Origin of the sequence: Streptomyces sp. NPDC050509 (assembly GCF_044457965.1) — a bacterium.
GTDB lineage: Bacteria > Actinomycetota > Actinomycetes > Streptomycetales > Streptomycetaceae > Streptomyces.
The window spans coordinates 58862-80845 of record NZ_JBITHL010000011.1; the positions used below are offsets into that span (position 1 = coordinate 58862).

21 protein-coding genes and 1 pseudogene are annotated in these 21984 nt (G+C 71.1%); 17 read left to right on the forward strand and 5 right to left on the reverse strand.

The window, feature by feature from the left end; all coding sequences use genetic code 11:
- The first annotated feature begins 40 nt into the window (after positions 1 to 40).
- Together ACIBJC_RS29020 and ACIBJC_RS29025 are read left to right on the forward strand one after the other, a co-directional pair.
- Positions 41 to 559 carry a flavin reductase family protein gene (locus tag ACIBJC_RS29020; RefSeq protein WP_399297438.1) on the forward strand — a complete coding sequence of 173 codons (519 nt, stop codon included), beginning with the start codon at positions 41 to 43 and terminating at the stop codon, positions 557 to 559.
- On the forward strand, positions 556 to 1746 hold the full coding sequence (locus tag ACIBJC_RS29025) for a DegT/DnrJ/EryC1/StrS family aminotransferase (protein ID WP_399297440.1): 1191 nt from the start codon (positions 556 to 558) through the stop codon (positions 1744 to 1746). Before ACIBJC_RS29020 ends, ACIBJC_RS29025 begins: the two co-directional genes overlap by 4 nt.
- Here the strand turns inward: ACIBJC_RS29025 and ACIBJC_RS29030 are convergent.
- Positions 1737 to 3059 (reverse strand): glycosyltransferase, encoded by a 1323-nt coding sequence (locus tag ACIBJC_RS29030; protein WP_399297442.1) that lies wholly within the window; start codon positions 3057 to 3059, stop codon positions 1737 to 1739. The genes ACIBJC_RS29025 and ACIBJC_RS29030 overlap by 10 nt on opposite strands.
- A 272-nt stretch (positions 3060 to 3331) precedes the next feature.
- Here ACIBJC_RS29030 and ACIBJC_RS29035 point away from each other — a divergent pair, with 272 nt between their 5' ends.
- The 4 genes from ACIBJC_RS29035 to ACIBJC_RS29050 all read left to right on the forward strand — a co-directional run bounded on the left by ACIBJC_RS29035 (position 3332) and on the right by ACIBJC_RS29050 (position 7673).
- Positions 3332 to 3916, forward strand: a complete 585-nt coding sequence (locus tag ACIBJC_RS29035; protein ID WP_399297444.1) for a hypothetical protein — start codon at positions 3332 to 3334, stop codon at positions 3914 to 3916.
- Between the two features lie 70 nt (positions 3917 to 3986).
- Positions 3987 to 5285: an FAD-binding oxidoreductase gene (locus ACIBJC_RS29040; RefSeq protein ID WP_399297446.1), complete on the forward strand. Its 1299-nt coding sequence runs from the start codon at positions 3987 to 3989 to the stop codon at positions 5283 to 5285.
- Positions 5286 to 5433: 148 nt separating this feature from the next.
- Positions 5434 to 6348: a putative sugar O-methyltransferase gene (locus tag ACIBJC_RS29045; protein ID WP_399297448.1), complete on the forward strand. Its 915-nt coding sequence runs from the start codon at positions 5434 to 5436 to the stop codon at positions 6346 to 6348.
- A gap of 20 nt (positions 6349 to 6368) precedes the next feature.
- Positions 6369 to 7673: a cation:proton antiporter gene (locus ACIBJC_RS29050; RefSeq protein WP_399297450.1), complete on the forward strand. Its 1305-nt coding sequence runs from the start codon at positions 6369 to 6371 to the stop codon at positions 7671 to 7673.
- Between the two features lie 81 nt (positions 7674 to 7754).
- On the opposite strand, the gene ACIBJC_RS29055 is transcribed toward ACIBJC_RS29050, so the two are convergent.
- Both ACIBJC_RS29055 and ACIBJC_RS29060 read right to left on the reverse strand, forming a co-directional pair.
- The gene (locus tag ACIBJC_RS29055) at positions 7755 to 8432 is read right to left on the reverse strand and encodes a permease prefix domain 1-containing protein (RefSeq protein WP_399297452.1); all 678 of its coding nucleotides are present in this window, start codon (positions 8430 to 8432) and stop codon (positions 7755 to 7757) included.
- The gene (locus tag ACIBJC_RS29060; RefSeq protein WP_399297454.1) at positions 8429 to 8770 is read right to left on the reverse strand and encodes a PadR family transcriptional regulator; all 342 of its coding nucleotides are present in this window, start codon (positions 8768 to 8770) and stop codon (positions 8429 to 8431) included. Before ACIBJC_RS29060 ends, ACIBJC_RS29055 begins: the two co-directional genes overlap by 4 nt.
- A 262-nt stretch (positions 8771 to 9032) precedes the next feature.
- On the opposite strand from ACIBJC_RS29060, the gene ACIBJC_RS29065 reads away from it, so the two are divergent.
- The 11 genes from ACIBJC_RS29065 (at position 9033) to ACIBJC_RS29115 (ending at position 20040) form a co-directional block, all read left to right on the forward strand.
- Complete coding sequence (locus ACIBJC_RS29065; protein WP_399297456.1) at positions 9033 to 10043, forward strand: ATP-binding cassette domain-containing protein; 1011 nt, start codon at positions 9033 to 9035, stop codon at positions 10041 to 10043.
- Positions 10040 to 10897 carry an ABC transporter permease gene (locus ACIBJC_RS29070; protein ID WP_399297458.1) on the forward strand — a complete coding sequence of 286 codons (858 nt, stop codon included), beginning with the start codon at positions 10040 to 10042 and terminating at the stop codon, positions 10895 to 10897. The genes ACIBJC_RS29065 and ACIBJC_RS29070 overlap by 4 nt, the downstream gene beginning before the upstream one ends.
- 331 nt (positions 10898 to 11228) lie before the next feature.
- Positions 11229 to 12443, forward strand: coding sequence for a cytochrome P450 (locus ACIBJC_RS29075; protein WP_399297460.1), 1215 nt, complete (start codon positions 11229 to 11231; stop codon positions 12441 to 12443).
- Positions 12437 to 12721 carry a ferredoxin gene (locus ACIBJC_RS29080; protein WP_399297462.1) on the forward strand — a complete coding sequence of 95 codons (285 nt, stop codon included), beginning with the start codon at positions 12437 to 12439 and terminating at the stop codon, positions 12719 to 12721. Before ACIBJC_RS29075 ends, ACIBJC_RS29080 begins: the two co-directional genes overlap by 7 nt.
- Positions 12722 to 12746: 25 nt before the next feature.
- Positions 12747 to 14063, forward strand: coding sequence for a cytochrome P450 (locus ACIBJC_RS29085; protein WP_399297464.1), 1317 nt, complete (start codon positions 12747 to 12749; stop codon positions 14061 to 14063).
- Between the two features lie 123 nt (positions 14064 to 14186).
- Complete coding sequence (locus ACIBJC_RS29090; protein WP_399297466.1) at positions 14187 to 15164, forward strand: L-tyrosine/L-tryptophan isonitrile synthase family protein; 978 nt, start codon at positions 14187 to 14189, stop codon at positions 15162 to 15164.
- Complete coding sequence (rfbA, locus tag ACIBJC_RS29095) at positions 15161 to 16051, forward strand: glucose-1-phosphate thymidylyltransferase RfbA (protein WP_399297468.1); 891 nt, start codon at positions 15161 to 15163, stop codon at positions 16049 to 16051. The genes ACIBJC_RS29090 and rfbA overlap by 4 nt, the downstream gene beginning before the upstream one ends.
- Complete coding sequence (locus ACIBJC_RS29100) at positions 16048 to 16659, forward strand: dTDP-4-dehydrorhamnose 3,5-epimerase family protein (protein WP_399297470.1); 612 nt, start codon at positions 16048 to 16050, stop codon at positions 16657 to 16659. The genes rfbA and ACIBJC_RS29100 overlap by 4 nt, the downstream gene beginning before the upstream one ends.
- The gene (locus ACIBJC_RS29105; protein WP_399297472.1) at positions 16656 to 17690 is read left to right on the forward strand and encodes an NAD-dependent epimerase/dehydratase family protein; all 1035 of its coding nucleotides are present in this window, start codon (positions 16656 to 16658) and stop codon (positions 17688 to 17690) included. Before ACIBJC_RS29100 ends, ACIBJC_RS29105 begins: the two co-directional genes overlap by 4 nt.
- The gene (locus ACIBJC_RS29110) at positions 17687 to 19078 is read left to right on the forward strand and encodes an NDP-hexose 2,3-dehydratase family protein (protein WP_399297474.1); all 1392 of its coding nucleotides are present in this window, start codon (positions 17687 to 17689) and stop codon (positions 19076 to 19078) included. Before ACIBJC_RS29105 ends, ACIBJC_RS29110 begins: the two co-directional genes overlap by 4 nt.
- Positions 19048 to 20040: a GlxA family transcriptional regulator gene (locus ACIBJC_RS29115; protein ID WP_399297476.1), complete on the forward strand. Its 993-nt coding sequence runs from the start codon at positions 19048 to 19050 to the stop codon at positions 20038 to 20040. Before ACIBJC_RS29110 ends, ACIBJC_RS29115 begins: the two co-directional genes overlap by 31 nt.
- 97 nt (positions 20041 to 20137) lie before the next feature.
- Here ACIBJC_RS29115 and ACIBJC_RS29120 read toward each other — a convergent pair.
- Both ACIBJC_RS29120 and ACIBJC_RS29125 read right to left on the reverse strand, forming a co-directional pair.
- Positions 20138 to 20882: pseudogene (locus ACIBJC_RS29120) on the reverse strand (NADP-dependent oxidoreductase); the annotation flags it as partial.
- Positions 20883 to 20901: 19 nt separating this feature from the next.
- A complete protein-coding gene (locus ACIBJC_RS29125) occupies positions 20902 to 21957 on the reverse strand; it encodes an aldo/keto reductase (RefSeq protein ID WP_399297478.1) in 1056 nt (351 codons plus the stop codon).
- Positions 21958 to 21984 lie beyond the last annotated feature (27 nt).

Consider the following 21984-nt stretch of genomic DNA (forward strand, 5'->3'; position numbering starts at 1 on the left):
ACACGCCCGTACAACGGAAGGAAGACCTGGTGATGCCGGGATGATCGCGCACGACACCTCATCGGCGGCCACTCTCGCCCCCGGTGCGTTCCGCGAGTTGATGTCCGCGTATCCCACCGGTGTCACGGTGGTCACGGCCTTCGACGCGGCGAACCGGCCCTGGGGGATGACCTGTTCGTCCCTGTGCAGTGTCACCCTCGACCCGCCGACCCTCCTGGTGTGCCTCAGGAACGGCAGCCCGACCCTGGCCGCCGTGCTGGAGGCGGAACGCTTCTCGGTGAACCTGCTGGGCGACTCCGGTCGCCCGGTCGCCGAGCTGTTCGCCTCTGGGGCGGCCGACCGGTTCGACCGGGTGCGCTGGGAGGGCGCGCCGGGCCGCGGCGGCCCGTATCTGCCCGAGGACGCGCACGCGGTGGCCGACTGCCGCCTGGTGAAGGCCGACACGGTCGGCGACCACACGGTGGTCCTCGGCCGGGTCGAGCGGTCGGCCACCTGGTCGCCGGCCCCGCGGCCCCTGATGTACGGGCTGCGTGGCTATGCCGTCTGGCCGGCGACATGACCGGCGGCGGGGGCGCCGTACGGACCAAACGGACCCGCGACGACCTGGCGTACTTCGGGGGTACGCCGGGCTTCGCCGAGGACATCCGGGTCGGAACGCCCAACGTACCGGCGAAGGACCGCTACCTGGAGCTGGTGAGCGAGGCCATCGACCGCCGCTGGCTCAGCAACCTCGGCCCTTTGGTGCGGCGGTTCGAGGAGCTCACGGCGCGGCGGACCCTGCGCCGGCACAACACGGCGATGAACAACGCCACCACCGCGTTGCAGGTCGCCATGAAGGCGTGCGGGGTCACCGGCGAGGTGATCATGCCGTCGTTCACCTTCGTGGCGACCGCGCACGCGATGAGCTGGATCGGCCTCACGCCGGTGTTCTGCGACATCGATCCCGGGACGGGCACCCTGGACCCCCGCTCGGTCGCCAAGGCGGTCAACTCCCGTACGGGCGCGGTCCTGGGCGTGCACCTCTGGGGCAACCTGTGCGACCTGGCAGGACTGGACGACGTCGCCCGAGGGGCGGGTGTGCCGCTCGTCCTCGACGCGGCCCAGGCCTTCGGCTGCCGGCCCCTGCGGCCGGGTCCCACCGGGACGGCGGAGGTGTTCAGCTTCCACGCCACGAAGGTCCTCAACTGCTTCGAGGGCGGGCTGGTCGCCACCGACTCCGCCGAGGTCCACGCGCGGGTCAGGTCGCTCCACAACTTCGGCTTCGACGAGGCGATGGAGGTGGCGGGGCCGGGCACGAACGCGAAGATGAACGAGTCGTCGGCGGCGATGGGCATCGCGTCCATCGAGCGCCTCGACGAGACGCTGAGGGCCTACCGGACGATCCACCTGCGGTACGAGGAGGGGTTGCGGGACGTGCCCGGCGTGACGCTGATGGCGGGCCCGGAAGGGCAGACCCACAACCACCAGTACGTCGTCGTACAGGTGGACCCGGCGGTGGCCGGCCTCCACCGGGACCGGCTGTGCGACATTCTCGGCGCGGAGAACATCCGCGCCAAGAGGTACTTCGCACCGGGCTGCCACCGCATGCCGCCCTACCGGGCGGACGCGGTGCACACGCCGGTGGACCTGTCGGCGACCGAGACACTGACGGAGCGGGTGCTCGCCCTGCCCACGGGCCTGGCGGTCTCGCCGGGGGACGTCGACCGGATCTGCGACGTGATCGCGGCCGCCGTCCGCTACGGGTGACGGGGCGAGGGGTGGCCCGCCCGGTCCTGCGGGGCGGCGCCGGCCACCAGTTCCTCGATGAGCTCGGCGGCCCGGCGGGGCCCGTCGAGCGCGCGGTACTCCTCGCCGAACCGCCGGGCGCGCTCGCGGTAGGCGGGCTCGGCGAGGACGCGGCGTACCGCCGTGCGCAACCGGCGCTCCAGGTCGTCACCGGCCTTGAGGTGCACGCCGGCCCCGGACCAGCCGACGTGCGCGCCGACCTCGTTCTTGTCCTCGGTCGCCGAGGCCACGACGAGCGGCACCCCGTTGGTCAGCGCCGCGGTCACACCGCCGTACCCGCCGTTGGTGACGAGCAGGTCCGCGTGCGGGAGGAGATGGTGGTACGGCACGAACCGCTCCACCCGTACGTTGTCCGGGAGCGGCCCCAGGTCGAGCTTCTCGGGCGGAACCCCGGTGGTGAGGACGACGAGGGCGTCGAGTCCGGACAGCGCGCGGATCGCGGGCCGCAGCAGACGCTCCGGCTCGTTGGCGACGGTGCCCTGCGTCACGTGCACCACCGTGCCGTACGCCGAGAGGTCGTCCCACCAGGGCGGCGGGTCGAACGCGTCGGTGACCGCACCGGTGATGGGGCCGACGAACCGGGTCTGCGGAAGCAGATCGCCGCGCGGGTACTCGAAGGACGGAACCGTCCCCAGCAGATACAGCGACGGCATCCGGATGATGTTCTCGAACGCCCCGGCGTCCAGCGGCGCCAGACCCACCAGGGAGCGCGTACGGGTGGCCTCCCGGCGCAGTTCGCGCATGAGGACATGATCCGCGGTCCACTTCAGGACCCGGTTGCGCAGCCGCCCGAGGACGGTGGCGCTCGGCTTCAGCCCCATGCCGAACGGGGCGGTGTCCCGGCTGCTGAGCGTGTAGATCGAGGTGGCCATCCACACCAGCGGAACCCCCGTCAGCTCGCTGAGAAAGCCGCCCGCGTAGGTGGTCTCGTCGGTGACCACGACATCCGGCCGCACCTCCCGCGCCAGCGCCGAGAGGTCCCGTAGCTGGTCGGGGGCGGTTCCGAGGAAGACGTCCCGGAAGACCGCGGTCATTCCCCTGACGCCGGTCAGGCCGTTGTGCTCGGGGAACGCCTCCTCGTGCGTCATTCCGCCGTAGTCGAACCCGGAGACGATCGGGGAGAACCGGGCACCGGTCCTTTCGACACGCTCCTGGAACACCTTGCCGGTGTACCAGGTCACCGTGTTTCCGCGCCGCACGAGTTCCTTCACCAGATGCGCCATGACATTGACATGGCCCTCGGCCGGCGCGGTGGCCACGAGAACGTTCGCCAAGGCTCTGCCTTTCTCCTCGTCCGTTGTGGATACGGCGGAACGCTAGCCCAGCGGCGGGCTGTTCAGACCGGGACGAGGGCCGCGTACCGACGACCGGTCAGCGTCGGCGCCGTGGACCGGTCGAGGGCCGGGCGGGTGTCTGGCCGGCGCTCGTCGGTGGCCGAAACCCGCCCTGGGTGAGTAGGCAGCCTACGTAGAGACCGCTGAGTGTGCTACCTATTGGTTGGCAGCCAACGTATTGCCACGCAATCCAGCTCTCGAAGGGGCTTCTGGTGACCAAATTCCTGCTCTCCGTGCATGTCTTGGCGGCGATTCTGGCGATCGGGCCGATCACGGTGGCGGCATCGATGTTCCCCCGCTTCGTGCGTCCGCAGGCCGCGGACGAGCAGAGCACGGAGGAGCGCACCCCCCAGACCGCGGCGCTCCTGCACCGGATCTGCCGCGGATACACCGTCGTCGGCGTCGCCGTACCGGTCTTCGGTATCGCCACCGGCGCCCAGATGGGTGTGCTGACCGATGCCTGGCTCGTCGTCTCGATCGTTCTCACCGCGATCGCCGCGGCTCTGCTGCTGGCGGTCATCCTGCCCGGGCAGGAGCGGCTGCTGCCCCAGCCCGAGCCCGCGGGTACGGGAACGGACACCGTCCCCACGGACACCGCCCCCACGGGCACCGCCCCCACGGAAGCCGCCCCCACGGGCACCGCCCCCACGACCGCCGGGGGCACAGCCACCACCACCGCCGCGACGACCCGCGCGGGCGCGGCTCGGCTGGCCATGGTCACCGGCATCTTCAACCTGCTCTGGGCCACCGTCGTCGTCCTGATGATCGTCCGCCCCGGCTCCACGACCGGAGCCTGACCGGCCGGACGATCCCGGACGGACCCCGCCCCACCGAGCGCAGTCGAGCACGTCGATGACAAGGACGGACATGACCCTCTCCAACGAAGCATCCAGCCTGGCCAAGGCCCTGGCCGACGCCGTCACCGGCCCGGTGCTGCAACCCGAGGACAGCGGTTTCACCGAGGAACTCGCCAGTTTCCAGCTCGCGCTGCGCCATCAGCCGGACGTCGTGGTCGGGGCGCGCGACGCCTCCGACGTACGGACCGTGCTGCGCCTGGCCGGTGAGCACGGCGTTCCGGTCACGGTGCACAACACCGGGCACGGCATGCGCCACGCGGCCGACGGGGGAGTCCTGCTGGCGCTGCGCCGGCTGAACGGTGTCCACGTCGATCCCGCCGCGCGCACCGCCCGCGTCCAGGGCGGCGCGACATGGCGCGACGTCATGGAGGCCGCCGCCCCGCACGGACTCATACCGCCCAGCGGCAGCATGGGCTCCGTGGGAGCCGTCGGCTACACCCTGAGCGGGGGGATCAGCCTGCTGGCCCGCTCGGACGGCTGGGCCAGCGACCTCGTCCGCTCCTTCACGGTCGTCACCGAGGTCGGCGTCGAGCGCGAGGTCGGCCCGGACGACGCCGGTCTCTTCGCCGGCCTGCGCGGCAGCGGACCGGTGGACGGGCTCGTCGTCACCGGGATGACCATCGGCCTGCTGCCGGAGGGTGCCCTCCAGGGCGGCGGGCTCACCTTCGACATCGGTACGACGGGCACCGACGGCGACCCGGCCGTGCTGCACGCGTTCCGGGAGTGGACGACGGCAGGCCTGCCGGACGAACTCACCTCCACGCTACGGGTGATGTCCTTCCCCGACCTCGACTACCTGCCCCCGAAGCTGCGCGGTCGCCGGATCGCCCGCATCGCCGTCGCCCTGCGCGGTACGAAGGAGGAGGCCGACGGGCTCGTCGCACCGCTGCGCGGAATCGCGCGGCCGATCGAGGACAGCCTGGCGCCGATGCGGTTCGCCGACTACGCCCGGGTGCACGCCGAGCCGGACAACCCCGGCCCGTACATCGGGGAGAACCTCCTGGTCGACTCGTTGGACCCGACGGCCCTGGAGTCCCTGGCCCGGCTGACCGGACCCACCATGGTGATCATGAACATCCGTCATCTCGGCGGCGCCCTGGCCCGTCCGCCCGCCGTCCCGGACACCGTGGTGGGCCGCGACGCCCGCTACCTTCTCGCGGCCGTGGCCCCGGTGGACCCGTGCGTGTCCGTCTCGCACCCCGCCGCGGCCTGGGAACAGAGCAACCCCGGCTGGGCGCTGGAGCCCTTCGCCGCGGCGGCGGTCGGCGCCAGCCCCGGCTTCACCGTCGGGCCGCGCACCAGGAGCTGACCTTTCGACGGTAAAAGCCGCAGGGGCGCCCTGATTCCCCATCAGGGCGCCCCTTGCTTTTTTTTGTGCACCCATGTTCAATCTTGTCACCGATGATTACCGGCCCATATTCTCCGACGTGTTGGATTCATTTCGGGAAAGGTGTTCGATGGGTGCGCAGCCGCAGGTGAACGAACTCTGGAAATACATCGGCGAGAACGAGGTCAACGAAGAACGGATCGGTGACCTCGCCGACTTCAAGAGAAGCCAGGTCAATTACCGGCTGACCTGTTTCGACGTCCGCACCAACGGTGTCCGCTACCTGAAGACGCTCGTCTACAACCTGGCCGGCCAGTTGAGCGCGGACGACTGGGAGCGGCTGCGCCGGATCACCGGGCGCGAACTCGGGCAGCCGTACTCCGTCACGTACGACGGGGAGCAGGTGTGCCTCGACTACCTGCGGGCCGTGCGGGACCTGGAGTTCATCGGGAAGAACGTCGAGCTCGACGGCGCGCGGGTGCTGGAGATCGGCGCGGGGTACGGCCGTACCTGCCACACGCTCATGTCGAACCAGGACATCGCCTCGTACACGATCATCGACCTGCCGACCACCATGGCCCTCTCCAGGAAATACCTGCGGACCGTCCTTTCCGAGGAACAGTTCGGCAAGGTGACGTTCATCCCCATCGATGAACTGGAGACGGCTCCGCTCGGCGACGGGTTCGATCTCGCCATCAATATCGACTCGCTCGCCGAAATGGACCGGGGAACCTTCGGGTACTACATGGCGCTGATCGCCGGGCGCTGCCGCTTCTTCTACACCAACAATCCGGTCGGCAAGTACATGGACAAGAGCCTCGACGACCACGCGCGCGGTGACGACGCCCTCGCCCGCGCGCTCGACGCGGGACCGCTGACCGAGGTCATCGACGTCCACGACAACCGTGCGGTGCGCGGCCAGGCCAGAAAATTCGTCGACGCCTACCGACCGGGCTCCGGCTGGAGCTGTGTCGCCGACGCGTGGGCGGCACCCTTCACCTGGTACTGGCAGGCGCTGTTCCAGGCGCCGGCCGCCGCCCGTTGACTCCCTACGAGGGGCCGGCCATGACCATGGCCGCCGCGCCGATCGCGCCGCTCGGCGCACACTCCTTCCTCCTGCTGCTGACCCAGGTCGCGGTGTTGCTGGCGCTCGCGTCGCTCTTCGGGCGGCTGGCGGTGCGCTGGGGGATGCCCGCCGTCGTGGGTGAACTGCTGGTCGGTGTCGTGCTCGGCCCCTCGCTGCTCGACCGGTTCGCGCCGGCGGTGACCGAGTGGCTCTTCCCGAAGGAGGCCGCCCAGTTCCATCTCCTCGACGCGTTCAGCCAGATCGGTCTGCTGCTCCTGGTCGGCGTCACCGGAACCCAACTGAGCCTCGGGCTGATCCGCCGGCAGGGCGGCACGGCCGTGCGGGTCAGCGCGGGCGGTCTCGTCGTACCGCTGCTCCTCGGCGTCGGCGTCGCCTTCCTGCTGCCCGCGGTGCTGGTGCCGGGGGACGTCGACCGTACGGTGTTCGCGCTCTTCCTCGGGGTGGCGATGTCCGTCAGCGCGCTGCCCGTCATCGCCAAGACCCTGGCCGACATGGGGTTCCTCCACCGCGACATGGGGCAGCTCATCCTGACGGCGGGGATGATCGACGACACGGTGGCGTGGTTCCTGCTGTCGATGGTGACGGCGCTGGCGACGGTCGGTCTGACCGCGGGGAACGTCGCCCTGACGCTCGCCTCCCTGCTGCTCTTCCTCCTCGTCGCCTTCACCGCCGGCCGCGCCGCCGTCGGGGCCGTGCTGCGCAGAACGGCGAGGGCGGCCGATCCGGGATCGTCCGTCGCCGCGGTGGTGGTGATCGTGCTGCTGTTCGCCGCCGCCGCCCACGCGCTCAAGCAGGAACCCATCTTCGGCGCGTTCGTGGGCGGCCTGATCATCAGTTGTACGGGGGCGTTGGCGCCGGCCCGGCTGGCCGCCCTGCGCACGGTGGTGATGGCCGTGTTCGCGCCGGTCTTCTTCGCCGCGGCCGGACTGCGCATGGATCTGACCGGGCTCGCCGACCCGGTGGTCCTGGGGACCGCGATCCTGCTGCTCGTCGTCGCGGTGGTGGGCAAGTTCCTCGGCGCCTACCTCGGCGCCCGGCTCAGCAGGCTGACGCGATGGGAGGGGCTGGCCCTCGGCGCCGGCCTGAACGCCCGGGGCGTCGTCGAGGTCGTCATCGCGATGGCGGGACTGCGGCTCGGGGTGCTCACCACCGAGTCCTTCACCATCATCGTGCTGATCGCCGTCGTCACCTCGCTCATGGCGCCGCCGATCCTGAACATGGCGATGCGGCGGATCGAGAAGACATCCGAAGAGGCGGTCCGCGAGAAGGCCTACCTGCAGTGAACGGCGAAGGGATCCGCCGCCTCCCCGGCCTGATGGGCCGGGGAGGCGGCGGATCCCTTCGTGTACCGGGGCCGTTCACGGTCAGGGCTCGCCCAGCGGCAGCCGGGCGCAGCGTCTGCAGGAGCGGGCCGAGCTCGCGATGAGGCCGTGGGAGGTGGCGGCGAGCGCGCCGGCGAAGGCCAGCAGCAGCCAGTTGGTGCCCAGCGCCGCCGCGATGGCCAGGGCGAGCGTGGCGACCGCCATGGAGACGCTGGCGGTGGTGCCCGCCCACGCGACGGTGAGGGGCAGCCGGTCCGGTGTGGGCAGCCAGCGGGCGAGCGTGCCGGTGGCCGCCAGGGTCACCGCCGCGAGCAGCGCGGCGGCGGCCGAGACCCCGGCCAGATGGACCGCCAGTAACTGGGCCGTGCGCGGCAGTTGCCAGGTCCCCTCGTCGCCGGCCTGCCGGACCAGGTACCAGCAGGCGATCACGAAGGGAATGGTGAGGGCGACGGCCCGCGCGGTGTGCCGGGCCTGGGCGATCGTCAGCTCACGCTGCCAGCTCACCACGAGCTCGTCCGTCGTCCCGAACTCGCGCATCGCCTGGTCGGCCGCCCGCTGGTACGTCAGCCCCGCCCGGGTGCGCTCCGACACCGCGTCCGTGAGGCCTTCCCGTACCTCCGCCACCATCCGGTCCTTGGCGCGCGCCGGGCCGTGCAGGGCCGCGGCCAGGGAGGCGACGTAGTCCTCGACGGGATCGCTCTGCGGGCTGACGGTGCTCATGTGACGGCTCCGGGCGGTGTGACGGGGTTCAGGACCGAGCCGATCGCGGTGGTGAACTCCTGCCACGCCGTTCGCTCGCGTGCCAGAGTGCCTCGTCCGGCGTCGGTGAGTTCGTAACAACGCCGCCGCCGCTCGCCGGCCGACTCCCAACTGCTGCGCAGCAGGCCGACGCGCTCCAGGCGGTTGAGCGCCGGATAGATCGTCCCCGTGCGCAGCTCCAGGGCGCCACCGCTGCGCTGCTGGACGGCCGTGATGATCGCGTAGCCGTGCAGAGGAGCGGGCTCCAGCACGGCGAGCAGGAGTCCGTCCAGGTGGCCTCGCACCGCATCGTGTCTCATGAGTTGCCAGCCTACACAAGAGAAGTATTGCTGTGTTATCTATTGGTAGCCAACGCATTGGCTCGGACGGCTCCGATGGCTTCCGGGATCTCCGAACGACCACGACGAGCACGACCACGAGCACGACCACGACGAAGGGGTCCACAGTGACCAAGGCGCTGCTATCCGTCCGCCTCGGCCGCACGAAGGACGACACGTGCGCGGACGGCATGTACGCGGACGACACGTGCGCAGCGGACGGCGCAGGACGGGGGAGGACACGATGAGGACGGGCAGCACGACCGCGGCCATCGAGACCACGGGACTGGTGAAGACCTTCGGAGGCAAGAGGGCGGTCGACGGCATCGACCTCGTCATCCCCGCCGGTACGGTCTACGGGGTCCTCGGCCCCAACGGGGCGGGCAAGACGACCTTCGTGAAGATGCTCGCGACCCTGCTGCGGCCGGACGGCGGCGAGGCCCGCGTCTTCGGCCGTGATGTCGTACGCGAGGCGGACGAGGTGCGTGCGTGTGTCTCCCTCACCGGGCAGTACGCCTCGCTCGACGAGGACCTGACCGGCGCCGAGAACCTCGTCCTCCTCGGCCGCCTGCTGGGCCACGGCAAGGCCGGCGCCCGTACCCGCGCCGAACGGATGCTGGAGGCCTTCGTCCTCACCGACGCGGCGCACCGGCAGGTGAGGACGTACTCCGGCGGCATGCGGCGCCGGCTCGACATCGCGGCCTCCCTCCTCAACACCCCCGACCTGCTCTTCCTGGACGAGCCCACCACCGGACTCGACCCGCGCAGCCGCAACCACGTCTGGGACATCGTGCGGGCCATCGTCGACCAGGGCACGACGGTGCTCCTCACCACCCAGTACCTGGACGAGGCCGACCAACTGGCCGCCCGGATCGCGGTGATCGACAGCGGCAAGGTGATCGCGGAGGGCACCAAGGGCGAGCTGAAGGCCTCCGTGGGCGGCGGCTCGGTGCACCTGCGGTTGCGGGACGCCGCCCAACGACCCGACGCCGAACGGCTGTTGAGGCTCTGCCTGGACGGCGCCCCGGTACAGCCCGACCCCGACCCGGTCGCCCTGACCGCCCGTGTGGGTGTCGTGGGGGCCGGCGGCGCCGAGGCGGCCGAGCAGGCCTCCCGCGCCCTGGCCGAACTGGCCCGGGCCGGTATCGCCGTCGACACCTTCTCCCTGGGGCAGCCCAGCCTCGACGAGGTCTTCCTCGCCCTGACCGACGACGCCGCCTCCCGCGGCCGCAGCGCCGAGGAGGCCCTGGCATGACCACCATGGTGAAGACCGACGACCGTGCCGAGGGGCCCGCCCGGGTCTCCGCGGCGTCCCTGGCCGAACTGCTGGCCCCGCCGCCCGGCCGGCGGCCGAGGGCCGGGGCGCCGACGGCGTCCATGGCGTTCGGCTGGCGGGCGATGCTGAAGATCAAGCACGTGCCCGAGCAGCTCTTCGACGTCACCGCCATGCCGATCATGATGGTGCTGATGTTCACGTACCTCTTCGGCGGGGCGCTGGCGGGGTCGACGGGGGAGTACGTCCAGTTCCTGCTGCCCGGCATCCTGGTGATGTCCATCGTCATGACCACGATGTACACGGGCATCTCCCTCAACACCGACATCGCCAAAGGCGTGTTCGACCGCTTCCGGACCCTTCCGATCTGGCGGCCCGCGCCCATGGTCGGCTACCTGCTCGGCGACATGCTCCGCTACACCGTCGCCGCCGTCGTCATCCTGACGGTCGGTCTGATCCTCGGGTTCCGGCCGGACGGCGGGCCCCTCGGGGTGCTGGCGGGCGTGGCCCTGCTGCTCGTCTTCAGCTTCGCCTTCTCCTGGGTGTGGACCATGTTCGGTCTGCTGCTGCGCTCGGAGAAGTCGGTGATGGGCGTCTCGATGATGGTGATCTTCCCGCTGTCGTTCCTGAGCAATGTGTTCGTCGACCCGGGCACCATGCCGGGCTGGCTCCAGGCGTTCGTCAACAACAGCCCCGTCTCACATCTGTGCGACGCGGTACGGGGCCTGATGGCCGGCGGCATGCCCTCGGCGGCCATCGCCTGGGTGCTGGGCTGGTCGGCGCTGTTCCTGCTGGTCTTCGGACCGGTCACGATGCGGCTCTACGCGCGCAGGTGACCGGGAAAGGACGTTCAACCGTGGAATAGCCGCACTTGAACTCCGGGCCGGATCGCACCGGTCCGGCACATACGGCGGGCAGCGCTTGTGGGAGCGCCGCCCGCCGTTTTCGCGGAATCAGCCCCTCGATATCGAACAGAGTTCCACCGGACGGGTTCTTTTGAGAGGATCCCCGAGCGAAAGGCCGGTGCGGCGCCGTCGGAAGTGCCGCCCGCCGAGACCGATCCGTCCCCTTCCGGGACTTCGGTCCGCTCTCCCCTCTCCTGCCTGACCGAGCGTCCCCGGTTCTGTTGTTTCCCTGTGCCGCGGACGCACCACAGAAGGTGGAACCATGACCGTCACGGATACGGCCACAGAAAAGGCCGGGCCCCCGGGATATCCCTTCGGCCCCGTTGTCCGGCTGGATCTGAATCCCCGTTACACGGAACTGTGCCGCGCCGAGCCGGTGTCCCGGGTCACCATGCCCTACGGCGGTGAGGCCTGGCTCATCACCGGATACCACGAGATGAAGGAGTTCCTCGCCGACCCCCGGTTCAGCTCCCGCGCCGCGACGGAACCGGACACCGCCCGGGTGACACCGCTGCCCCTGCGCCCCGGGAACCTGCTCAGCATGGATCCGCCGGACCACGGACGGGTCCGCAGAATCGTCGCGCACGCGTTCCGGCCCCGTATCGTCGCCGAACTCACCGCCCGCATGCGGGAGCTGGTCACCTCGGAACTCGACGCGATGGAGGCGGCCGGCCCGCCCGGCGACCTGGTGGCGAGACTGGCGGTCCCGCTTCCCGTACGCATGATCGTGGAACTGTTCGGCGTCCCGTACGAGGAACGCGCCGAATTCCGCAGGTACTCCGATGTCTTCGTCGCCACCTCGGCGCACACCAAGGAGGAGATAGACGAAGCCAGGGACGGCCTGGAGGAATTCCTGCGTAAACTCATCACGCTGCGCCGAAGCACTCAGTCCGACGACCTCATATCCGTTCTCATCTCGGCTCTGGACGCCGGTGAGATGACGGAGGTCGAGGCCGTGAGGACCGGAATCGGCATTCTCATGGCCGGACACGAGACATCGCTCAGCATGATTTCCAATGTCGCGTTCCTCCTGCTGGCACAGCGTGACCTGTACGAGCAACTGTGCGCGGACCGCTCCCTCATGGGTCCCGCCATCGAGGAAATGCTGCGTATCGTCCCCCTGCGCTCCACGGGCAGTTTCCCGCGCCGGGCCGCCGAGGACGTGGAGATCGGCGGGGTGCTCATCCGCGCGGGGGAGACGGTCATCTTCCAGCGGGCCGCCGGCGACCGTGACGAGCGCGCCTTCACGGACCCGGAGACCATTCGGTTCGACCGTGAACGCAACGCACACCTCGGCTTCGGCCACGGCATCCACTACTGCCTCGGAGCGGCCCTGGCCCGCGCCGAGTTGCAGGCCGCGATCGGGGGACTGCTCGACCGGTTCCCCACCCTGCGACTGGCCGGTCCGGTGGCGGACGTCCCGTGGAAGCCCGGCCTGATCGCACGGGCACCGGAGTCCCTCCTGGTCACATGGTGACCCCGCCCGCCCCCGGAGCCCAGGGTGAGCCGGACGAGGACCGCGGCCGGAACCGGCCCGCGTGGCGGATCGAGGTCGACCGGCGTGCCTGCGCCGGCTCCGGACTGTGTCTCGCGACGGCACACGGCCTGCTGCGCCTGGACTCCGGCCGCTCCCGCGCGGTGACGGAGCTGATCGCGCCGGACGCCCGTGTGGTGGACGCCGCGGAGATCTGTCCCATGGAAGCGATCACCGTACGTCACGCCGGGACGGGCGAGGTCCTGGCCCCGCTGCGCTGACCCCTCGGAAAGGAACCGCCACGCCATGCCGCAGCCCGAACCTCTGCCCCTCTACGGCAAGGACTACAAGACCGACCCCTACCCCCTGTACCGCGACCTCCGGGAGGAGGGGCCCGTCCACCGGGTCACGTTTCCCAGCGGGGTCAACGCATGGCTGGTCACCGGATACGCGGCGGCGCACAGCGCGCTGAACGACGACCGCCTCGGCAAGAACCACGACCTCGGCAACGACGCCTGGCGCGAGCGCGCCGCCATCATGCCCGAGCCCCAGCACTCCCAGCTCCAGGCCCACCTGCTGCACCAGGACCCGCCCCAGCACACCGTGATGCGGAAACTGGTCGCCGAGGCGTTCGCGCCCCGCCATGTCGAGCGCATGCGCCCCCGGTTCGAGGAGATCGCCGACGAGCTGCTCGACGCCGCCCTGGGCACCCAGCAGGACACCGGCGCGAGCGGTGTGATCGACGTGGTCGCGAACTTCGCCGCGCACTTCCCGCTCCGGGTCCTGACCGAGGTGATCGGCCTGCCCGCCTCCCTGGCGGCACGGTTCGACCGGGACTGGGGCAAGGTCGTACAGCCCGTCGGCCCCGCCGATCCGCAGCGGCCCGTCTACGAGGCGCGGCTGCGCGGTCTGCAGGGCTACATCGCCGAGGTCACCGAGGACAAGAGGCGCAACCCCGGCGACGACCTGCTCACCAGGCTCGTCGTGGCCTGCGACGAAGGGGACATCACCAAGGAGGAACAGGACTCCGTCGTCTTCCAGTTGCTGGTCGCCGGACAGGAACCGGTGACCAACCAGATCACCACCGCCCTCATCGCCCTCCTGCGCCACCCCGCCGAACTGCGGCGGCTCACGGCGGCCCTGCACGAGGGCGACGGGGCCGACCCCGGGCTGCCTGCCCGGGCGGTGGAGGAACTGCTCCGTCACGACAGCGCCTTCGAACTCACCACCTGGCGGTTCTTCGCCGAGGACGCGGACCTCTTCGGCACCAGGATCCCGGCCGGCGACTCCGTCATCGTGTCGCTGAGCGCCGCCAACCGCGACCCGGAGCGGTTCCCCGATGCCGACACCCTCGACCTGGACCGCACGCCCAACCCGCACCTCGCCTTCGGCCACGGCATCCACTTCTGCCCCGGTGCCGCGCTCGCCCGAATCGAACTCCAGATCGGTCTACGCGCGGTGCTCACCCGGCTGCCCGGTATACGCCTCGCCGTCGAGGACCAGGACCTGCGGTGGATCGGCGCCGTCCTCGCCCGGGGCGTCGACGAACTCCCCCTCGCATACGGGCCGTCGGCGACCGCGCAAACGGCCGCCGGCTGCCCCGTACAGCACCGCACTGCCTGAGCCCCCGCACCGCCGTAGCTCCCTCTCTCCCTCTCTCATCCCCCGACAAGCCCCCGCACCCCATCCCCAACCGCACCACCCGTCAGACGATCAGCGGAAGCGAGTCGAACACCCATGTCCCAGATGGCCACCACCTTCAACCCGGCCTCCGCGGCCGAACGCGTCAGCCGGGAGATCCTGGAGCTGCTGCTCCCGCACCGGCGTGCCGCCGAACCCGATCAGCACCTCGACACCCCCGACGACTTCCCGGAGCAGTTGGCCCAGATCGGCGGATTCGTCGAGCGCGGCGAGCCGGTGATCTTCAGCCTGCCCGGCTTCCCCTGCAAGTCGCCCAACCCGGACAAGGTCTTCGGCAGTCTCCCGGACCACGGCGAACGGCTCGCGCTGCGTTTCCTGGGCTCCCTGTGCGCGGAGATGGCCAAGTTCCACGAGCCCGGCGCGAAGATCCTGATCTGCTCCGACGGCCATATCTTCGGTGATGTCATCGGGGTCCCTGACGAGCACATCGACGCCTACGGACACGGCCTGCGCGAGATGATCCGTACCGAGGGACTCGGCGCCCACCTCGGCACCTTCGACCTGAAGGACGTGTACGGCCCCGACCTGTCGTACGACGAGAAGCGCGCGCTCGCCGCGCGGACCCTCGGCCCGTCGGTCGAGGAGCTGCGGGCCGAAGTACGCGGCGACGAGTCGACGTTGCGCATGTACCGCGGCATCACCCGGTTCCTCGTGGAGGACGTGGCCAACTGGGAGGGTTCCCGCTCGGCGCTCCAGCGGGACTGCCGCCGCCGCGCCTACGAGGTCATCGCCCGCAGCCGGGCCTGGGGCGAACTCATCGCCCAGCACCACCCGGACAACGTCCGCCTCTCCATCCACCCGCAGAGCCGCCGCGAGCCCAAGTTCGGCATCGGGCTGGTCGGCGAGGCCGACGCCTGGACCACGCCGTGGCACTCCGTGGCGCTGCGCCACCTCGACGGCACCTGGCAGCTCATGGCCCGCTCGGCGGCCAGGCGTCTGGGCAGCGAGGTGCACGTGGACGGCCGGCCGAGCCACTTCGAGGCACACGCGAGCGTCCCGGCCCAGCGGGAGGCCACGGAATGAAGGGGATCATCCTGGCCGGCGGCCACGGGACCCGGCTGTACCCGATCACACTCGGTGTCTCGAAGCAGTTGCTGCCGGTCTACGACAAGCCCATGATCTACCACCCGCTGTCCGTGCTGATGCTCGCCGGCATCACCGAGATCCAGATCATCGCGGACCCGCAGGACGTCCACGGCTTCCAGCGGCTGCTCGGCGACGGCTCCCGGCTCGGCCTGCGCCTGACCTACGCCGAACAGGACAAGCCCCGGGGCATCGCCGACGCGTTCGTCGTCGGCGCCGAGCACGTGGGGGACGACTCCGTCGCCCTCGTCCTCGGCGACAACCTCTTCCACGGTCCCGGCTTCGGCGAGATCCTGCGCACCGCCGCCCGGAACATCGACGGCTGCGTCCTGTTCGGCTATCCGGTGAGCGATCCCGAGCGCTACGGGGTCGGCGAGGTCGACGCCTCGGGCACCCTGCTGCGGCTCGACGAGAAACCCGCCGCCCCCCGCTCCAACCTGGCCGTCACCGGTCTCTACTTCTACGACAACGACGTGGTGGGGATCGCCCGGGGGCTGCGCCCCTCCGCACGCGGCGAGCTGGAGATCACCGACGTCAACCGGACCTATCTGGAGCGCGGGAAGGCCGAGTTCGTCCAGTTGGGCCGGGGGTTCGTCTGGCTCGACACCGGCACCCACGACGCGCTCACCGAGGCCGGTCAGTACGTGCAGATGCTCTCCCACCGGCAGGGGGTACGCATCGGCTGTATCGAGGAGATCGCCTGGCGCATGGGCTACATCGACCGCGCCACCTGCCACCGGCTGGGCCTCGGCCTGGCGCACTCGCCCTACGGCCGGTACCTGCTGGAGATCACCGGCGACACGAAGGGAGACGAGGGAGACCTATGAGCGCCGTACAGATCCGCACCCTGGGCATCGAAGGGGTCCGCGAGTTCACGCCCCCGGTCCACCAGGACGACCGCGGCTGCTTCTCCTCGCCCTACCAGGACGCCGCGTTCACCGGCGCCACGGGCCGTCCGCTGTTCCCGGTGAAGGACATCAGCCACAACCTCTCCGCCGGCGGGGTGCTCCGCGGCATCCACTACACCGCCACCCCTCCCGGCCGGGCCAAGTACGTCTACTGCCCGTACGGACAGGTGCGGGACTTCGTCGTCGACCTCAGGGTGGGCTCACCCACCTTCGGCCGCTGGGAGGTCACCGAACTCAGCGGCGAGAACTGCCGCGCCCTGTACATCCCGGTCGGCGTCGGCCACGCCTTCCTCTCCCTGCGGGACGACTCGATGGTCGTGTACGTGATGTCGCAGGGGTACGTACCGGAACACGAACACGCCGTCTCCCCGCTGGACCCGGCCCTCGGCCTCCCCCTGCCCGCCGGACCCGCGCCGCGGTTGTCCGGCCGGGACAGCGCCGCCCCCACGCTCGCCGAGGCACGGGACAAGGGCCTGTTGCCCACCTACGACGCCTGCCGAGAAGTGGAGGCCGCACTGTGGCCATGACCCCCGTACCCACGATCGCGCTGCTCGGCGCCACCGGCTTCGTCGGCTCGGCCGTACTGCGCGAACTCGCCGCCCGGCCCGTACGGATCCGGGCCGTCTCCCGGCGCCCGGCGGCCGTTCCGCCCGACGCCCGCGCCGACATCGAGATACGGACCGCCGACCTCACCGAGCCCGGCGAGATCGCCGCCGCCGTGGCCGGCGCCGACGGGGTCGTCGTCGCCACGCTGTACAGCTCCGCCACCGCCACCTGGCGGATCACCGACGGCGACACGGCGGCCGAGCGCGTCAACGTCGGCCTCGTCCGCGACCTCGTCGACGCGCTCGCCGCCCGCCGGGACAGGCCGCCGGCCAAGGTCGTGTTCACCGGCGCCGCCTCCCAGGTCGGCCCGACCGCGAAGGCGGTGCTCGACGGCACCGAACCCGACCGGCCCGCGGGCCCGTACGACCGCCAGAAGCTCGCCGCCGAACGGCTCCTGCTCGACGCCGCCGCCCGCGGCGTGCTCCGCGGGACGTCGCTGCGCCTGCCCACCGTGTTCGGGCCCGCCGGCGGGCCCACGGCCCGGGACCGCGGCGTCGTCTCGGCGATGGCGCGCCGGGCCCTGGCGGGGGAGCCCCTGACGATGTGGCACGACGGCACGGTCCGCCGCGACCTGCTGTACGTCGAGGACCTGGCCCGCGCCGTCGTCGCCGGGCTCGACCACGCCGAGGCCCTCGCCGGACGCCACTGGCTGCTCGGTACGGGCGTCGGCCGGCCACTCGGCCCGGTCTTCGAGGAGGTCGCCGCCCTCGTCGCGCGGCGCACCGGCCGCCCGCCCGTGCCGGTGGTCTCGGTGAAGCCACCGGAGCAGGCGGAGGGCGGGGACTTCTCCAGCATCACGATCGACGCCTCGGCGTTCCGCTCCGTCACCGGCTGGGAACCTCGTGTCCCGTTCGGCGAGGCGCTGCGCCGGACGGTGGACCATCTCGCATACGCAGCAGAGGAAGCGGTCGCAGCGGTGGAAGCGTACGAAGCAGGGGGAGGCCGGACATGAGCACCGCCACACTCCTGCGCCCCCGCGGCGCCCAGGATCTGGCCGCGCGGCTGGCCCGGTCCGCCGCCGTGACCGGCGAGGGCCACCAGATGCGTACGGAGGACGTCACCGGATGGCTCGCCGAGCGGGCCCGTGCCCACCGGTTCACCGTGCACCGGGTGCCGCTGGACCGTCTGGACCGCTGGTCCTTCACCCCCGGAACCGGCGATCTGGTGCACCACAGCGGCCGGTTCTTCGCGGTACGCGGCCTGGCCGCCAGGATCGGCGGCGGGCCGCTCGGCAGATGGCAGCAACCCGTGATCCACCAGCCGGAGGTGGGCATCCTCGGCATCCTCGCCAAGGAGTTCGACGGCGTACTGCACTTCCTGATGCAGGCGAAGATGGAGCCGGGCAATCCCAACCTGCTCCAGCTCTCCCCGACCGTGCAGGCCACCCGCAGCAACTACCAGCGCGTACACGCCGGTTCAGGGGTCCGGTACCTGGAGCACTTCACGGAGGTGCCGCCCGACCTGGTGCTGGCGGACTCGCTCCAGTCGGAGCACGGCGCCTGGTTCTACCGCAAGTCGAACCGGAACATGCTGGTCGAGGCTGCCGGCACCGCGATACCGATCACGCCCGACTACCGCTGGCTGACCCTCGGCCAGATCGGTGAACTGCTGCGCCTGGACAATGTGGTGAACATGGACGCCCGTACGGTCCTGGGCTGCCTGCCGCTGCCGGCGACCGATCCGGACGCCCTGCACACCGATGTCGAACTCCTCTCCTGGGTCACCGCCGAGCGGGCCCGCCACGACCTCGACGTGCGGCTCATCCCGCTCGCCGAGGTCGACGGCTGGACCCGTGACGCGGACTCCGTACGACGCCCCGACGGCCGCTTCTTCCGGGTCACCGGTGTGACCGTCGAGGCCGGCAACCGCGAGGTCAGGGGCTGGTCCCAGCCGCTGGTCGAGCCGTGCGGCACCGGTGTGGCGGCCTTCCTCTTCCGCCTCCTGGACGGTGTACCGCACGTGCTCGTCCACGCGCGCGTGGAGGCGGGATACGTCAACCGGGTCGAACTCGCCCCGACCGTCCAGTGCACCCCCCGCGACTGGGAGCCGCTGCCGACAGGAGACCGGCCACCGTTCCTGGACACGGTCCTGCGCGCCGCCGAACGCGGCACGACCCGTTACTCCGCCACGCACTCGGAGGAGGGCGGGCGGTTCCTGGACGCGTGCGTGAGATACATGTTCGTGGAGGCAGACGCGGACACGGCGGCGATCGAAGCCCCCGGAGGCTACACCTGGGTGACGATCGGACAGCTCAACTCCCTCGCGGCCCACGGCCATTACCTCAACGTCCAGGCCCGTACGCTGCTCGCGTGCGTCAACTCCGGCGCCGTACGCCTGTGACGGACGGCGTCCCGGTGCTGGTCCTCGTCCTCGTCTTCGAGGGCGTCGACAGCCTCGGGGTGTCCGCCGTCGCGGACGTCCTCTCCGGGGCGAACGCGAGGGCGCCGCAGGGCTTCCGGTACGACGTACGTACGGTCTCGCCGGACGGCGCGGCGGTCCGCACCTCCAGCGGGCTGGGGATGCTGCCGGATCGCGGCCCCGGAGGTGTGACCGGTGTGGACACAGTGGACACAGTGGTCGTACCGGGGGCCGACGGCATTCCCGGGGCCGGGCCGGAAACCGTACGCGCGCTCCTCAGGGCGGCGGACGGGGCGCGGCGTGTGACATCGGTCGGCACGGGCGCCTTCCTGCTCGCCGAGGCGGGACTTCTCCACGGGCGCACGGCGGCGACACACTGGGCGTTCGCCGAGGAACTCGCCCACCGCTTCCCGGACATCACGGTGGACCCACGGCACACGGTGGTGGAGGACGACCGTGTCACGACCGCCGGTGGCGGGGGTTCCGCCCTGGATCTGGCACTGTCCCTGGTGCGGAACGATCTGGGGCGCGAGGTCGCGCGGCGCACCGCCGCGTCCCTGGCCACCTCCCCGCGCACACCGGGCGGGCAGGCGCAGTTCGCGGAGCCGCGCGTCCGTGAGGCGCGGAACCCGGCCTTACGCGCGGTACAGCGCCAGGTCCTCGACGACCCCGGCGGGGACTGGTCCCTCCCGTCGTTCGCGCGCCGCGCGGGGCTGTCCGAGCGCCAGATCAGCCGCCTGTTCAGGGCACAGGCCGGTATGACGGCCCGGGAGTACGTCGAGCGCGTCCGGGTGTCCTTCGCCTCCCGCCGACTGCTGGAGACCGCGCGGAGCCCGGATGCCGTAGCGCGCGAGAGCGGCTTCGGAACCGAGGCCGCCATGCGCGGTTCCTTCCTCCGTGTCCTTCAGGTCTCGCCCGTCGAGTTCCGGAACCGCTTCTCGTGACCCGCCGAGCGAGCTGTCACCGGACGACGCCCACGCCGCGCACGGATACGAGACGGGCCTGCCCTCATCTCATCGCGACAACGACCTTGCCCGCCTTCGCGCCCAGTTCGCGGGCGAAGGCCGCGTCGGGAGGGCCCGCGACGCTGATGATCTTCCCGCCGGGCTTGAGGACCCGCGGGGACTTCTTGAGCGTCTCGCCGCCGACGGTGTCCAGGACGACGTCGTAGCCGTCGAGGACGGTCGTGAAGTCCCGCTGCGTGTGGTCGACGACGACATCCGCGCCGAGTTGCTTCACCAGACCGGCCTTGGCCGTGCTCACCGTAGTGGCCACGTACGCGCCCAGATGCTTCGCCAACTGGACGGCGACGGTGCCGACGCCGCCGGAGCCCGTGTGGATGAGGACCTTCTGACCCGGCCGGACCTGTGCCCGCTCCACCAGCGCCTGCCACGCGGTCAGGGCGACCAGGGGGAGGGACGCGGCCTCCTCCATGGTGAGCGTGGCGGGTTTGACCGCCACGTCGTCCTGGTGGACCGCGATGAGTTCGGCGAACGTGCCGATACGGTCCTTGTCGGGCCGCGCGTACACCTCGTGCCCACCGCGAACCGTGTGACGGCCGGTCCCACCTGGACCACCACCCCGGCGAGGTCGTTGCCCAGGATGAGCGGGAGACCGTACGGCAGGATCACTTCAAGTCCCCGTCGCGGAGCTTGAGGTCGAGCGGGTTGACGCTCGCCGCATGGATCCGGACCAGGACGTCGTCGGCGCCCACCCGGGGGTCGGGCATCTCGGCGGCGCGCACACCGGCCTTGTCGCCGTACCGCTCGATCATGAAGGCCCTCATCGTCGTCCCCTCCCCGGCCTCAGGCCACCGGCGCGGCTGGGGCGACGACGCGGCCGGCGTCGCCTCCCCGGATGCCGTCGAGGGACCGGGCGATCGCCTCGTGGGGAACTCCGAGCGGCACTTCGCTGACGTCGGACAGGCGGGTGAACTGCTCGGGGGTCAGCCGGACGTCGAGAGCGCTCAGGTAGCTGTCGAGCTGGGCGAGGCTGCGCGGCCCGATGATCGGTACGAGCGAGGTCGCGGACCGGGCGGCACGCTCCCGCACCCAGGCCACCGAGACCTCGGCAGGTGTCACGCCGACCTCCTCGGCGACGGCCAGGACGGCGTCGACGACGGCGGTCTTCTGGTCGGTGTTCTCCGTGTGGATGACCTTCCCCAGGTCGCTGAGGCGCCCCTCGGCGCTGCGGCGGTACTTTCCGGTGAGCAGTCCGCCGCCGAGCGGGGACCACAGGGCGGCGCCGAGTCCGAGGCTCTCGGCCATCGGCAGCAGTTCCCGGTCGGCGGTCCGCTCGACGAGGCTGTACTCGTGCTGGATGCCCACGACGGGCGCCCAGTTCTTCAGATCCGCGAGGGTCACCGCTCGGGAGACGCGCCAGGCGGGGAAGTTGGACAGGGCGGCGTGGTGGATCTTGCCGGAACTCACCAGGTCATCGAGCCCGCGCAGGATCTCTTCCATGGGGGTGAGCTGGTCGGGGAAGTGCACCCAGAGCAGGTCGACGCGGTCGGTGCCCAGGCGCCTGAGGCTGGCTTCCACGGAGGCGACCATGTTCTTGCGGCTGTTGCCCGTGCTGGAGACGCCCGGCTGCGGCGCGGCCCCGAGGGTGAACTTGGTGGCCAGGACGAAGTGGTCCCGGTCGGCGGCGACGAACTTCCCAGTCAGTTCCTCCGACTCGCCGAACTGGTAGGAGTCCGCGGTGTCGAGGAAGGTGCCGCCCGCTTCGGCGAACCGGTCGAAGATACCGCGGGCTTCGTCCGGCTCGGCGCCGGCGCCCCAGCGGGTGCCGAAGTTGGCCGTGCCGAGCGCGTACTCGGACACGCGCAGTCCGGTCCGGTGTCCGAAGGTCGTGTAACGCATCAGGTGTCCTCACTCAAGGGTCGACAG